Here is a 14,185-nt window from a genome sequence, read left to right as displayed (position 1 = left end):
ATGCTCACCATGATCGGCAAGCGACTGATGTTCGCGATCCCGTCGCTGATCGGGGTCGTCATCGTCACCTTCCTGCTGACGCGCGCGCTGCCGGGTGACCCCGCCGCCTATTTCGCAGGTCCTGCCGCGACCAAGGAAGCCGTCGAGCAGATTCGCAAGAAGCTCGGCCTCGACAGGCCGCTGATCGAGCAGTTCTTCCGCTACACCAACGATCTCGCGCATGGCGATTTCGGCAATTCGCTGACGACGGGACAGCCCGTCGCGACCGAAATCCGCAACCGCCTGCCGGCCTCCGCCGAGCTGACGCTGCTCGGCCTGATCGTCTCGATCGTGATCGCCATTCCGCTCGGCGTGCTGGCGGCAACGCGGCCTGGGTCATGGGTCGATCATTTATGTCGAGTCACGACGACCGCCGGCGTCTCGCTGCCGGTGTTCTTCACCGGCCTCGTGCTGGTCTATGTCTTCTACTTCCGGCTCGGCTGGTCGCCCGCGCCGCTCGGCCGGCTCGACGTGTTCTACAGCGCACCGCCGACGGTGACCGGCTTCTATCTGATCGACACCTTGATCGCGCGCGATTTCGAGGCGTGGCGCTCGGCGTTCAGCCAGCTCATCCTGCCCGCCACCACGCTTGCGATCTTCTCGCTGGCGCCGATCGCGCGCATGACACGCGCCTCGATGCTGGCGGTGCTCGCCTCCGAGTTCGTCCGCACCGCGCGCGCCAGCGGCCTGTCGCCGGCAACCGTCATCGTCACCTATGCGTTTCGGAATGCGATGCTGCCGGTCATCACCACGCTCAGCATGGTGTTCTCCTTCCTGCTCGGCGCCAACGTGCTGGTCGAAAAAGTGTTCGCCTGGCCGGGCATCGGCTCTTACGCGGTCGAAGCGCTGATCTCCTCGGACTTCGCGCCGGTCCAGGGCTTTGTGCTGACCATGGCCGTCATGTACGTGCTGCTCAATCTGATCATCGACATTCTCTACGGCGTGATCGATCCACGCGTGCGGCTGGAGGGCTAAATCATGAGCACGGTTGCACCCGCCGTTGAACCCGTCGGTCCCGCGCGTACCTCGGGACTTGTCGCGGTCCTCGAACAGACCCGTTATGTGCTGGGCGAGAACAAGGTCACCGGCTTCGCTTTCGGCCTGCTGATCGTGATCATGTTCGCCGCGCTGTTCGGCCCTTATGTGGTGCCCTACGACCCGCTGGCGTCGGACACGGCCGCGGCCCTGAAACCGCCATCAGTGGCGCACTGGTTCGGCACCGATCAGCTCGGCCGCGATATCTTTAGCCGCGTTATCGTCGCCACCCGGCTCGATTTCTTCATCGCGATCGCCTCCGTCGTGCTGGTGTTCTTGATGGGCGGGCTCGCCGGTATCGCCGCCGGCTATTTCGGTGGCTGGACCGACCGTATCGTCGGCCGCATCGCCGACACCATCATGGCGTTCCCGCTGTTCGTGCTGGCGATGGGCATCGTGGCTGCGCTCGGCAACACCGTGCAGAACATCATCCTCGCCACCGCCATCGTGAACTTTCCGCTCTACGCCCGCGTCGCGCGCGCCGAAGCCAACGTGCGCCGCAACGCCGGCTTCGTGCAGGCCGCGCGTCTGTCCGGCAATGGCGAGTTCCGCATCCTTCTGGTGCACATCCTGCCGAACATCATGCCGATCATGATCGTGCAGATGTCGCTGACCATGGGCTATGCGATCCTCAATGCCGCCGGCCTCTCCTTCATCGGCCTCGGTGTCCGCCCGCCGACGGCGGAGTGGGGCATCATGGTCGCCGAAGGCGCCGGCTTCATGGTGTCAGGCGAATGGTGGATCGCGCTGTTCCCGGGCCTCGCGCTGATGATCGCCGTGTTCTGCTTCAACCTCCTCGGCGACGGCCTGCGCGACATCGTCGACCCTCAGCGGAGGACGTGATGATTGACTTACCTGAAGCTGGTGCCGTTCTTCGCCTCTCCCCGCGTGCGGGGAGAGGCCGGGCCGCGTTAGCGGACCGGGTGAGGGGGACTCTCCGCGAACTCCTCCGGCAATTGTTTGCGCGGATAGAGGCCCCTCACCCCAACCCTCTCCCCGTAAGAACGGGGAGAGGGAGAAGACTTCCCGCGCGGAGGCAGTGATGACCGCCCAGCCGCTGCTCGACGTTCAGGATCTCACCGTCGAATTCACGACACGGCGCGGCATCGTGAAAGCGGTGCAGCACGTCAACATCTCCGTCGCCAAGGGCGAAACGCTCGCCATTGTCGGCGAGTCCGGCTCTGGCAAATCGGTGACATCCTATGCGGTGATGCGCATCCTCGATCGTGCCGGCAGGATCGCCGAGGGCTCGGTGATGTTCTCCGGCATCGACGTCAAGGCCGCGACCGAGGACCAGATGCGCGATTTGCGCGGCCGCGAAGTCTCGATGATCTTTCAGAACCCGCGCGCGGCACTGAACCCGATCCGCAAAGTGGGCGACCAGATCGAGGACGTGCTGCGCACCCATGTGCAGCAGGCGCAGGTCGCCGATCACGGCGAGAAGGCGATCGAGGCGCTGGAGCAGGTCAAGATCGCGCGCCCGCGCGAGCGCTACCACGCCTATCCGTTCGAACTCTCCGGCGGCATGTGCCAGCGCGTCGTCATTGCGCTCGCGCTCGCCTGCAATCCGCAGCTACTGATTGCGGACGAGCCGACCACGGGTCTCGACGTCACCACGCAGAAAGCGGTGATGGACCTGATCGTGGAGCTGACCAGGCAAAAGGCGATGTCGACGATCCTGATCACGCACGACCTCGGCCTCGCCGCTGCCTATTGCGACCGCGTCGTGGTCATGGAGAAGGGCAGGGTGGTCGAGACGGCCAAGGCTGCCGACATCTTCGCCAACCCCCAGCATCCCTACACCAAGAAGCTGATGCGCGCGACGCCGCGTATCGGCGTGAGCTTGCGCGATCTTTTGCCGGAGGAAGAGGCGAGCGCGGCGGCTGCGACGGTCGCACCCGGGGAGTCCGCTCCGGCGGCTACAGCAAGCGGAGACAAACCCCTTCTTCTCATCGACAAGCTCGTCAAGGAGTATCCCCGCCAGGGCGCGACCGCCGTGCTCGGAAAGCTGTTCGGCCGCAAGCCACCGGTCGAGCCGGATGTGTTCCGTGCCGTCGACGGCATCAGCTTCACGATCGGTCATGGCGAGAGCGTCGGCCTCGTCGGCGAATCCGGCTGCGGGAAATCGACGACGTCGATGATGGTGATGCGGCTTTTGGACCAGACCTCGGGCCGCATCCAGTTCGACGGCGAGGAGATCGGCAGCATTATGCCGAACGCCTTCGCACGGCTGCCGCTGCGCAGCCGGATCCAGATGGTGTTCCAGGATCCTACCGACAGCCTCAACCCGCGCTTCACCGCGGCCCGCGCCATCGCCGACCCGATCATGCAACTCGGCGACATCAGGGGGCGCGACGCGTTGCGGGCGCGCTGCGAGGAGCTCGCGACCATGGTCGGGCTGCCGCTCAACCTGCTCGATCGCTTTCCGCACCAATTGTCAGGCGGACAGAAGGCCCGCGTCGGCATCGCGCGCGCGATTGCGCTGCATCCAAAGCTCGTCATTCTGGACGAGCCGACGGCGGCGCTCGACGTGTCGGTGCAGGCCGTGGTGCTGAACCTGCTGCAGGACCTCAAGGCGCGGCTCGGTATGAGTTATCTGTTTGTCTCGCATGATTTGAATGTGGTGCGCTTGCTGTGCGATCGTGTCATTGTGATGCGCACCGGGCGAATCGTCGAGGAAGGCTCTTCCGAACAGGTCCTCAGCGATCCGCAGGACGACTACACCAAGGAGCTGTTGACGGCGATCCCGCATCCGCCGTTGCCGGCGCACTGAGATCAGCTCGAGAGAATGATGGCCGACCCCCTGGACGACTACATCGACGCCGTATCGAAGGCGCTGGCGCTGCCGGTCGAGGATGCCTGGCGGCCCGCCGTGCGCGCCAATCTCGAGGTTTCGCTGCGCCTCGCCCGCCTCGTCGATGATTTCGCGCTGCCGGACGAGGCCGAGCCGGCGCCGATCTTCACGGCGTGACGCGATCATGACGATGAAGCCAGAAACGACGGCGGCCGAGATCGCCAAGGCGGTGGCGGGCGGCAAGCTATCCGCCCTCGACGCAGTCGAAGCGTCGCTCGCCCGCATCGCGCAGCACGACAAGGTCCTCAACTCCTTCACCGACGTCACCGCCGATCGCGCCCGCGCCAAGGCGCGCGCCATCGATGCCGACATCGCCGCGGGCAAGACCGTCGGCCCGCTCGCCGGCGTACCCTTTGCGGTGAAGAACCTCTTCGACGTCGCGGGGCTCGCCACGCGGGCCGGCTCGAAGATCAATCGCGATCGCGCGCCTGCCAAGCGCGACGCCACGCTGATCGAGCGGATGGAAGCGGCCGGCGCCGTGCTGGTCGGCGCGCTCAACATGGGCGAATACGCCTACGACTTCACCGGTGAGAACGTCCATGACGGCAACTCGCGCAATCCGCACGACACCACGCGGATGACCGGTGGCTCCTCCGGTGGGTCCGGCGGCTCGGTCGGCGGCGCACTGGTGCCGATCGCGCTCGGCTCGGACACCAACGGCTCGATCCGCGTGCCGTCGTCCTTCTGCGGCATCTTTGGCCTGAAGCCGACCTATGGCCGCTTGTCGCGGGCACGATCCTTTCCGTTCGTGGCGAGCCTCGACCATCTCGGCCCGCTCGCCCGCTCCGTCACCGATCTCGCGCTCGCCTATGATGCGATGCAGGGGCCGGACGCGGACGACGGCGCCTGCAGCGTCAGCGGCGTCGAACCCGTGACCTCGCTACTATCAGGGTCGATCTCCGGCTTGCGCGTCGCCATCGCCGGCGGCTACTTTCAGAAGAACGTTTTTCCCGAGGCGGTCGAAGCCGTTTCCCGCGTCGCCCAGGCGCTCGGCACGACGCAGGTCATCGACATTCCCGAGGCCGCGCGCGCCCGCGCGGCGGCCTACGTCATCACCACCACCGAGGGCGCCTCGCTGCATCTCGATCGCCTGCGCAAACGTCCCAACGATTTCGATCCCGCCGTGCGCGACCGGTTGATCGCGGGCGCCATGGTGCCCGCACCGCTGGTCGACCGCGCGCAAAAATTCCGCCGCTGGTATCGCGCGCAGCTCGCCGAGATCTTCAAATCCGTCGACGTGCTGATCGCGCCTGCAACGCCCTGCGTCGCGCCAAAAATCGGCCAGGTCACGTTCACTCTCGACGGCGTCGAATTGCCGGTGCGGGCCAATATCGGCATCCACACCCAGCCGATCTCGTTCATCGGCCTGCCCGTCGTCGCCGTGCCGGTGCCGCTCGAGCCGATGCCGATCGGCGTGCAGATCATCGCCGCTCCCTGGCGCGAGGACATCGCTCTGCGCGTTGCGCACGCACTGGAAAAGACGGGCGTCGTATCGGCACCCGCGCCGAGAGGATTTTGAGATGGAGATCGATCTCCCCGACGTGATCGCGGAAGTCAAAGCCGCGTTCGAGCGCTATGAGCAGGCGCTGGTCACGAATGACGTCGCGGTGCTCGGTGAGCTCTTCCGCAATGATCCGCGCACGCTGCGCTACGGCATCGGCGAGAATCTCTACGGCTACGCGGCGATCTCCGGCTTTCGCGCCGGACGTTCGCCGGTCGGGCTGAACCGCCGCACCGCGAAGACCGTCATCACGGCTTACGGGCGCGACACTGCAGTTGCCTCCACACTGTTCTATCGCGACACCATGCCTGGCCGCGTCGGCCGGCAAATGCAGACCTGGGTCCGCTTCCCCGAGGGCTGGCGCGTCGTCGCGGCCCATGTCAGCATCATCGACGAACCCAGAGAGACATGACGGCATGACGCTCGACGATTTTCCGCCTGGAACGCTGCCGGCCGAGCCGGTGGTTCCGCGCGTCGATCGTGCGGTGCCGAGCTTGCAGAAGGTCACGCGCGCCGAGGAGCTGCGCCTGCAGCTCGCCGACGAGATCGTGCGCGGCACGCTGCCGCCGGGTGCTGCCCTCGACGAAACCGACATCGCGCGCCGCTTCAGCGTTTCGCGCACGCCGGTGCGCGAAGCCTTGCGCCAGCTGGTCGCGAGCGGCCTCGTCGAATCGCGCGCCCATCGTGGCGCCGTCGTGGCGCAGCCCTCGATCGAGCGGCTCAAGAGCATGTTCGAGGCGATGGCGGAGCTCGAAGCGCTGTGCGCAGGCCTTGCCGCCGAGCGCATGTCGGCGGCGGAGCGCCACGGCCTCGAAGCCATCCACGAGGAGCTGCGGGTGCTGAGTTACACCGGCAACCCCGAACGCTTCCATGAGGTCAACGAGCGCTTTCACAACGCGATCTATGCGGGATCGCAGAACGGCTATATCGCCGAGATTACGCTCGCCACCCGCGTCCGCGTGCAGCCGTTCCGCCGCGCCCAGTTCCGCAACCTCGGCCGTCTCGCCAAATCGCAGGCCGAGCACGACCGCGTCGTCGTCGCCATCATGCGCGGCGACAAGCTGGGCGCCGCCGCCGCGATGCGCGCGCATATCGAGCTCGTGCGCGGGGAGTATGAGATTTACGCAGTGTCGGTGTAGAAGATACGGCCGCCACAAACTCGCGACCGTAGGGTGGGCAAAAGCGCGGAGCGCCGTGCCCACCACTTTTCCCTCGGCAGCACTGGTGGGCGCGCTTCGCTTTGCCCACCCTACGAAACCTACGCCGTCGCCTTCTCCGCCATATACTTCCGCCAGCCGCCGTATTCCGTGATATCGCGTGCGCCGCCGAGCGCTTCCGGCTCGACGAGAAAGCCCTTCACGCTGCGGCCATCGGCCAATCTGATCGTGCCGATCGCCATCGGCGAGGGAATCGCGTTGACGAACTTGCCGAAGGCTGATGCCGACAGCGACCAGATCTCCAGCTCGATCGCTGAACCCTGGCCGGCTTCGACGCGCAGCAGGCCTGGTTTTGGCGGCGTCGTCTGCAGCGCATAGAGCTTGTAGTCGGAGGCGGTCTTCGTTGCCTCGACGAGCCCAGCGTTCAGCGACTTCAGTTCGTGGTTCAGCACCATGCCCGACAGATGCGCGCCGACCACCGCAATTGGAATCTCGTCGGCAGCATTCGCCGGCAATGACGCTAGCGGCGGCTGCGCGGTGCCCTTCGCGCCGACCGGCAGCTTTGTATCAGCATGGAACACGCGCCCGATGCTCGCCAGCATCGCATCGCGGCCGGCGGGCGCGAGCAGCGTGACGCCGAACGGGACGCCGTCACCACGCATCGCCGCCGGGATGGCGAGGCCGCAGAGGTCGAGCAGGTTGACGAAGTTGGTGTAGGTGCCGAGCCGGCTGTTGAGCTCGATCGGATTGGCGAGCACCTGCGCGGTCGAATAGACCGTCGGCGCCGTCGGCAGCACCAGCGCGTCGATATTGGCAAAGGTGCGCTCGGCGATCTTTCGCAGCCCTTGCAGCCGGTACAGCGCGGAAAAAGTGTCAGCCGCCGTCAACCGCGCGCCGGCTGCCGTGATCTCGCGCGTCACCGCGTGAATCGAGTCGGGCGCGGACGCCAGCAGATTGCGGATCACGAGATAGCGCTCCGCCACCCACGGCCCCTCATAGAGCAGCCGCGCGGTCTCGTAGAACGGCTCGAGGTCGAACTCGACCAGCTCTGCGCCGAGCGACGTCCACCGCTTCAGCGCCTCGGCATAGGCGGCTTCCGATTTCTTGTCGCCGAAGAAGATCAGTTGCCCGTTGCGCGGCACGCCCAGGCGTATCTTCGCGGGGAACGGCGTGAGCGCACCAAGCGGCCGGTCGCGCGAGAACGGATCGGCCTGATCCGGCCCCGCCATCACCGAAAGCGCAAGCGCGGCATCGTCGACCGTCAGCGCGAAGACGGAGATGCAGTCGAGCGTACGGCACGCCGGCACCAGGCCGGCGGTCGAGATCATGCCGAGGCTCGGCTTCAGGCCCACGATGTTGTTGAGCATCGCCGGCACGCGGCCTGAGCCAGCCGTGTCGGTGCCGAGCGACAGCGGCACGATGCCCGCGCCGACCGCCACAGCCGAGCCCGAGCTCGATCCGCCCGGAATGAGATCCTCGCGGATCGAATTTTTGGGAATGCCATAAGGCGAGCGCACGCCGACGAGGCCGGTCGCAAACTGGTCGAGATTGGTCTTGCCGATGATGATGGCGCCGGCGGCGCGCAGCCGTGCGACGGCAGTCGAATCATGGGCCGGCGTGTAGGAAAAGGCCGGGCAGGCGGCCGTGGTCGGAAATCCCAGCGCGTCGATATTGTCCTTCACCGCAACCGGCACGCCGTAGAGCGGCAGCTCGGCGGCGTCTTTCCGGGCGGCGAGCTTCTCGGCTTCCGCGATCGCGTCCTTCTCATCGCGCAGGCTGATGAAGATGGCGGGATCGTTGGCGTCGCGGATGCGCTGATAGGTGCGCGCGATCGTCTCGGCCGGCGTGCTCGTGCCGGCGCGATGCGCGGCGACAATCGCGGCTACCGTCTCAGGCTGCTCGGCCCCCATAGCGTCAAAAACTCCGGCGACACATCTTCACCTGCCGTGAAGCAAGCGATGTGCCATTGTGTACATATTCCGGGCAGATCCTCCGCTCCGGATATCATCGTCAGATCATACGCTTACGCCGGGATGCGACAAGCGGCGGCGGTGCAGGGGTAGCGCTCTCAGGCGGGCATCTGCTTAAAGTTTGAGCAGGAAGCCGATCAGGTGAAGCCGCCAAGAATTTCGAGCAGCTTTTCCCGGTTTCCCTTGCCGATCTTGTCCTCGACATGCCGCTCGTGCTCGGCCGCGAGCCGCTTGAACTTTGCCAGCGCGGTCTCGCCCGGCGCGGTCAGGTGCAGCGCATGGGAGCGGCGATCGGATTTTGATTTGACGCGTTTGACGAGTTTTCTACGTTCCAGGCTGTCGAGCAGGTGCACCAACCGCGCCCGCTCGATGCCAAGCCGGTTCGCCACCGCCATCTGGGTCAGGCCCGGATTGGCGCCGATCACGGTCATCACCGAATATTGCGTGGGCTTGATGTCGACGGACGCGAGCGTTTTGACGAAATCCTGGAAAATCCAGATCTGGAAGCGCCGCACGGCGTAGCCGGCATGGCCGACCAGCGCGTCGAGGCCGATCTCGTGCGCGTCGTTGCGACGCGCCTTGCCGCTGTGTGCCCGCTTGCGAGCCGGACTTGTCGGCGTTTCCCTTTGGGGTGCGCTGGCTGTCACTCTTTCTCTCCGGCGTCGTCGTCCTTGTAGCTCCTGACGGCGCGCAGGGAAAGATTGTTGTTGACGACAACAATTGCTGTACTCAACATTATGGCCAAGGCAGCCCGGAACGAGGCTGCGGCCGATCCCGCCCCGGGCGGGCCAGGAGGAAACCGATGACCACGACCGCTTCCCGCGGTGACGCATCCAGCCTGTTCGCACCGCCCAGGACCGTCGCCGAGCATCGCGCCGACGGCAGCATCGTGCTGCGTTCGGCCGAGCCCTTGCGCGACGGAGCGCGCTGCATCGGCGACTGGCTGGAGCATTTTGCGCGGCAGTCGCCGAACAAGGTTTTTCTCGCCGAGCGTGCCGGCATCGACGCGCCCTGGACCACCGTCACCTACGCGCAAGCGCTGAAGCAGGTACGCTCCGCCGCGTCCTGGATCCTGGCGCAAGGCCTCAGCGCCCAGCGTCCGCTCGTCATCCTCTCCGACAACAGCGTCGACCACGCCCTGTTTGCACTCGCCGCCCAGCATGTCGGCGTGCCCTCGGCCGCGATCTCGCCGGCCTATTCGCTGATGTCTCGAGATTTTGACAAGTTGAAGAGCATGGTCGCGCTGCTCGAGCCCGGCGCGATCTACGTCACCGCGACGAAACCTTTCGCGGCGGCGCTCGCCGCGATCAAGCCGCTGCACTCGGCCGTCATCGTCAGCGGCAACGCGGCCGACCCGGACGCGCTGGCCTTCAGCGCCATCACCGCGACGGCGGAATCTCCCGACGTCGCAAAGGCTTTCGCCACGGTGACGCCGGATACGATCGCAAAATTCCTGTTCACCTCGGGATCGACCGGCACGCCGAAGGCCGTGGTCAACACCCAGCGCATGCTGACATCGAGCCAGCAGGCCAAAGCGCAGACCTGGACCTTCCTGGAGCGGACGAGCGACGATCTCGTGATCCTGGACTGGCTGCCCTGGAGCCATACGTTTGGCGCCAACCATAATTTCAACCTCGTGCTGCGCAACGGCGGCTCGCTCTACATCGACGGCGGCAAGCCCGCGCCCGGCCTGTTTTCGACCTCGCTTGCGAATCTCAGGAGCGTGATGCCGACGGTCTATTTCAACGTTCCCCGCGGTTTTGACATGCTGATCGCGGCACTGCGCGGCGATGAGGAGCTGCGCCGCCGCTTCTTCAGCGAGGTCAAATTCGCCTTCTATGCTGGCGCAGCGCTGCCGCAAAATCTGTGGGATGCGCTCGAGGAGCTCTCGGTCAAGACCGTCGGCCGTGCGCTGCCGATGGTGTCGGCCTGGGGCTCGACGGAGACATCGCCGCTCGCAACCGACTGCCATTTCCAGGCCGAGCGGTCCGGCAATATCGGTGTGCCCATTCCCGGCACCGAATTGAAGCTCGTGACGTCAGGCGACAAGCTGGAGGTGCGCGTCCGCGGCCCCAATGTCACGCCGGGCTATTGGAAGGCGCCGGAGCTGACGAAGCAGGCCTTTGACGAAGAGGGTTTTTACCTGATCGGCGACGCCGTGAAGTTCGCCGACGCCGAGCGCCCCGAGCGCGGTCTGTTCTTCGACGGCCGCGTCGCCGAGGATTTTAAGCTCAACTCCGGCACCTGGGTCAGCGTCGGCACGCTGCGCGTCGCAGGCATCGCGGCACTGGCGCCGCTGGCGCAGGATATCGTCGTCGCCGGTCACGGCGGCGACGAGGTGCGCTTCCTGGTGATCCCCAACATTCCGGCCTGCCGCGCCCATGCCGGTCTCGGCGAAAACGCAGCAGTGAGCGAGGTCATGGGCCACGACAAGGTGAGGAGCGCGATCGCGGAAGGGCTAGCGAAGCTGAAGCTGCAAAGCAGCAATTCTTCCGGCCACGCCACGCGCGCATTGCTGCTCGCCGAGCCGCCTTCGGTCGATGGCGGTGAGATCACCGACAAGGGCTACATCAACCAGCGCGCCGTGCTGACGCGCCGCGCGGATGCAGTGGCCAGGTTGAACGATGATGCGTCAGGCGAGTGGATCGGCATCGGCTGATCTGACGTTTTTCACATGACAATCTCCCGCCCCGGACGCAGCGCGTCACGTAGTGATGCGCTGCCGAGCCGGGGCCCAAGCGTCTGGGTCCCGGCTCTGCGTCGCATCGCTAAGGGCGCTGCGCCGCGTCCGGGACACGAGGACCTGCGACTTGCCAAAATGGAGAGTGTGTGTAATAGTTATAAAATATAATCAAATAACGGAGGCCGCCGTGAGGTTTGGATTGGTATTGGCAGTCACGCTGGCTGCCCTCTTGGGATCGACGGCCTTGGTCCGTGCCGAAGGCGAGGCCTGCTCGGCGGTCACATCGGCCTCGCTCGCCATCGCCGGCGTTGAGATCACGGGATCGAAGACGCAGGACGCCGCCAACGGCCTGCCCAAACATTGCATCGTGACGGGTGTCGCCAACCAGCGCACCGGCGCGGATGGAAAATCCTATGCCATCCAGTTCGAGATCCGCTTGCCGGCCGAGTGGAACGGCCGCTTCCTGCACCAGGTGAATGGCGGCAATGACGGCGTCGTCGTGCCTGCGCTGGGGGACAAGCCCGACGGCTTTGCCTCGGGCGGAACGGTGCCGCTGGCGCGCGGCTTTGCCGTGCTGTCGTCCGACAGCGGACATTCCGGTTCCGATCCCGCGAACAAGTCGCTCGGCCTGACCGCCGGAGCGGCCTTCGGCCTCGATCCGCAGGCGCGGCGTGATTACGGCTACGCGGCCGACATGACGTTGTCGCCGGTCGGCAAGTCGATCATCGCCCTGCATTACGGCCGCGCGCCCAATCGTTCCTACATGGCCGGCTGCTCGAATGGCGGACGCCACGCGATGGTTGCGGCTTCGCGCATGCCCGAGAATTATGACGGCTTCCTCGTCGGCAATCCCGGCTTCGACCTGCCGCGCGCCGCGATCCAGCATGCCTGGGACGTGCAGGCGTTTCTCAAGGCCGATCCCGATCTGCGCAAATCGATCACCAGGGAGGACGCGCAGCTCGTCGCTTCGCGTATCACCGAGGCCTGCGATGCGCTCGACGGTGTCAAGGACGGCCTGACCGCGAATCTCGCGGCGTGCCAGAAGGCGTTCGACCTCAAGAGCCTCACCTGCGCGCCCGGTCAGACCAATGCCTGTCTTCCTGAAGCCAAGGTGGAGGCGCTGAAGACGAGCCTCGCCGGCCCGAAGAATTCGAAGGGCGAGGCGCTCTATTCCGACTGGCCGCTCGATGGCGGCATCGGCACCGGCAACTGGCGCGCCTGGAAGGTCGAGAGCCCGGTCGCGCCCTGGAACAATTATCCGATCATCGCCACCATGGGCGCGGCGTCGCTGAACTACATCTTCTCGACACCGCCGGTTGCGGTGGAGGGCAGCAGCGACAAGCTGATCGATGCCCTCAAGGCGTATGATTTCGACAAGGACGCGCCAAAGATTTTTGCCAAGGACGGCACATTCACGGAGTCGGCGATGGACTTCATGACCCCGCCCGACGTCGACGATCCCAAGCTCGCAGGGTTGCAGAAGTCCGGCGGCAAGATGCTGATCTATCACGGTCAGGCCGACCCGGTCTTCTCCGTGAACGACAGCATTCGCTGGTACGGCCGGCTGGACAAGAACCTGCAAGGACGCGCCGGCGGTCTCGCGCGCCTCTTCACCATCCCCGGCGAAACGCATTGCGGCGGCGGCGTCGCGCTCGACAAGTTCGATGCGCTCACCGCGCTGACCGACTGGGTGGAGAACGGCAAGGCGCCCGAGCGCATCATCGTGTCAGCCAATCCGGCGAACAAGGAAGTCCCGGCCACGTGGAGCCCGAACCGCACGCGGCCGCTGTGTCCGTACCCGGCCTACGCCGCCTATTCCGGACAGGGCGACAGCGAGGACGCCGCGAACTTCGTCTGCAAGGCGCCGTAAGGCGGCGAAGCCACTCAAATTCGTGCCCCGGACGCAGCGCAGCGCGTAGCGGTGCGATGCAGAGCCGGGGCCCACGTCTCTGGGTCCCGGCTCTGCGGCGCGTCATACGGGACGATGCTTCGCATCGCCCGGATGCCGCACCGCGTCCGGGACACGAGACCCTCACCCCTTCGCCACCACTGCCTTCGCAGCATCCGCGATCCCGCGTGCCATCGACACGAACTCGCTCGGCATCATCACCAGGGTCATGGTGTTCTGCTCGGCGCCGACCTCGGTGATCATCTGCATGCGGCGCAGCTCCAGGCCGGCGGGGTTCTGCATGATCACTTCGGCGGCCTGACGAAGCTGCTCGGCGGCGTCGAGCTCGGCCTCGGCCTTGATCAGGCGGGCGCGCTTCTCGCGCAAGGCTTCCGCTTCCTGGGCCAGCGCACGTTGCATGCTGGGCGGGATCTCCACGCTCTTCATCTGCACCAGCTCGACCTGGACGCCCCACGGCTTGGTGGTCGCGTCGATCGCCTTCTGCATGATGTCGGCAATGGTGTCCTGCGCCTTCAAGATCTCGTCCAGCGTATGCTGACCGAGCACGGTGCGCAACGTCGTCAGCGAGACCTGCTCGACCGCGTTCGAGACGGCCTTGACCTCGATCACGGCGAGCTCGGGGTCGACGATGTGATACCAGACCACGGCATCGACCTTGATCGGCACGTTGTCCCGCGTGATGCTCTCCTGCTGCTCGACATTGGCCGTGATGGTGCGCAGGTCAATCTTGGTCTGCCATTCGATGAAGGACCAGACGAGATAAAGGCCGGGGCCAGCAGTGCGGTTGAACTTGCCCAGCCGGAACACGACGCTGCGTTCATACTGATTGGCGACGCGAATGCTGCCGAGCACATACGCGACCACCGCAACGACGATGATGGTGACATAAGGATGTTCGGCGACAAATTCCATGACGAACATGGATGCCTCCTGTTGCAATGCGCGGCGGATTAAGTGATGGGGAGAGATGCTTTCAAGGACGTCGGCGAGGTGCCGCGAGGCGATATTTTTTGGCGTTAACTACTTGACGCTCACGG

At 65.6% G+C, this 14,185-nt stretch carries 12 protein-coding genes; 9 read left to right on the top strand and 3 right to left on the bottom strand.

All coding sequences use genetic code 11. The features are described from left to right. The 7 genes from C2U70_RS02805 (at window position 1) to C2U70_RS02775 (ending at window position 6,568) form a co-directional block, all read left to right on the top strand. Window positions 1–1,014: an ABC transporter permease gene (locus C2U70_RS02805; RefSeq protein ID WP_140976336.1), complete on the top strand. Its 1,014-nt coding sequence runs from the start codon at window positions 1–3 to the stop codon at window positions 1,012–1,014. A 3-nt stretch (window positions 1,015–1,017) separates the two neighbouring features. Beyond that, on the top strand, window positions 1,018–1,917 hold the full coding sequence (locus C2U70_RS02800; RefSeq protein WP_140976335.1) for an ABC transporter permease: 900 nt from the start codon (window positions 1,018–1,020) through the stop codon (window positions 1,915–1,917). 199 nt (window positions 1,918–2,116) lie between these two features. Beyond that, window positions 2,117–3,847 carry an ABC transporter ATP-binding protein gene (locus tag C2U70_RS02795; RefSeq protein ID WP_140976334.1) on the top strand — a complete coding sequence of 577 codons (1,731 nt, stop codon included), beginning with the start codon at window positions 2,117–2,119 and terminating at the stop codon, window positions 3,845–3,847. A gap of 18 nt (window positions 3,848–3,865) precedes the next feature. Further along, window positions 3,866–4,045 (top strand): DUF4089 domain-containing protein, encoded by a 180-nt coding sequence (locus tag C2U70_RS02790; protein WP_186294028.1) that lies wholly within the window; start codon window positions 3,866–3,868, stop codon window positions 4,043–4,045. Between the two features lie 7 nt (window positions 4,046–4,052). Continuing rightward, window positions 4,053–5,447 (top strand): AtzE family amidohydrolase, encoded by a 1,395-nt coding sequence (locus C2U70_RS02785; protein ID WP_140976332.1) that lies wholly within the window; start codon window positions 4,053–4,055, stop codon window positions 5,445–5,447. A 1-nt stretch (window position 5,448) separates the two neighbouring features. Beyond that, the gene (hpxZ, locus tag C2U70_RS02780; RefSeq protein WP_140976331.1) at window positions 5,449–5,841 is read left to right on the top strand and encodes an oxalurate catabolism protein HpxZ; all 393 of its coding nucleotides are present in this window, start codon (window positions 5,449–5,451) and stop codon (window positions 5,839–5,841) included. A 4-nt stretch (window positions 5,842–5,845) separates the two neighbouring features. Then, window positions 5,846–6,568 (top strand): GntR family transcriptional regulator, encoded by a 723-nt coding sequence (locus C2U70_RS02775; RefSeq protein WP_186294027.1) that lies wholly within the window; start codon window positions 5,846–5,848, stop codon window positions 6,566–6,568. Window positions 6,569–6,687: 119 nt separating this feature from the next. On the opposite strand, the gene atzF is transcribed toward C2U70_RS02775, so the two are convergent. Beyond that, the gene (gene atzF / locus C2U70_RS02770) at window positions 6,688–8,496 is read right to left on the bottom strand and encodes an allophanate hydrolase (RefSeq protein ID WP_140976329.1); all 1,809 of its coding nucleotides are present in this window, start codon (window positions 8,494–8,496) and stop codon (window positions 6,688–6,690) included. Between the two features lie 197 nt (window positions 8,497–8,693). Then, complete coding sequence (locus C2U70_RS02765; RefSeq protein WP_186294026.1) at window positions 8,694–9,203, bottom strand: MarR family winged helix-turn-helix transcriptional regulator; 510 nt, start codon at window positions 9,201–9,203, stop codon at window positions 8,694–8,696. A 155-nt stretch (window positions 9,204–9,358) separates the two neighbouring features. Between C2U70_RS02765 and C2U70_RS02760 the strand changes: the two genes are divergently transcribed. Further along, window positions 9,359–11,215 carry a feruloyl-CoA synthase gene (locus C2U70_RS02760; RefSeq protein ID WP_140976327.1) on the top strand — a complete coding sequence of 619 codons (1,857 nt, stop codon included), beginning with the start codon at window positions 9,359–9,361 and terminating at the stop codon, window positions 11,213–11,215. 211 nt (window positions 11,216–11,426) lie between these two features. Further along, on the top strand, window positions 11,427–13,109 hold the full coding sequence (locus tag C2U70_RS02755; protein WP_246666647.1) for a tannase/feruloyl esterase family alpha/beta hydrolase: 1,683 nt from the start codon (window positions 11,427–11,429) through the stop codon (window positions 13,107–13,109). A 162-nt stretch (window positions 13,110–13,271) separates the two neighbouring features. Here the strand turns inward: C2U70_RS02755 and C2U70_RS02750 are convergent, their stop codons facing one another. After that, entirely contained in the window at window positions 13,272–14,069 is a 798-nt protein-coding gene (locus C2U70_RS02750; protein ID WP_246666646.1) for an SPFH domain-containing protein, read from the bottom strand. Window positions 14,070–14,185: the final 116 nt, after the last annotated feature.

The sequence above is a fragment of the Bradyrhizobium guangdongense genome, assembly GCF_006483445.1.
Lineage (GTDB): Bacteria > Pseudomonadota > Alphaproteobacteria > Rhizobiales > Xanthobacteraceae > Bradyrhizobium > Bradyrhizobium guangdongense_A.
The sequence above is the reverse complement of the archived record's forward strand: the minus strand, read 5'-3'. Positions and strand labels throughout refer to the sequence as shown.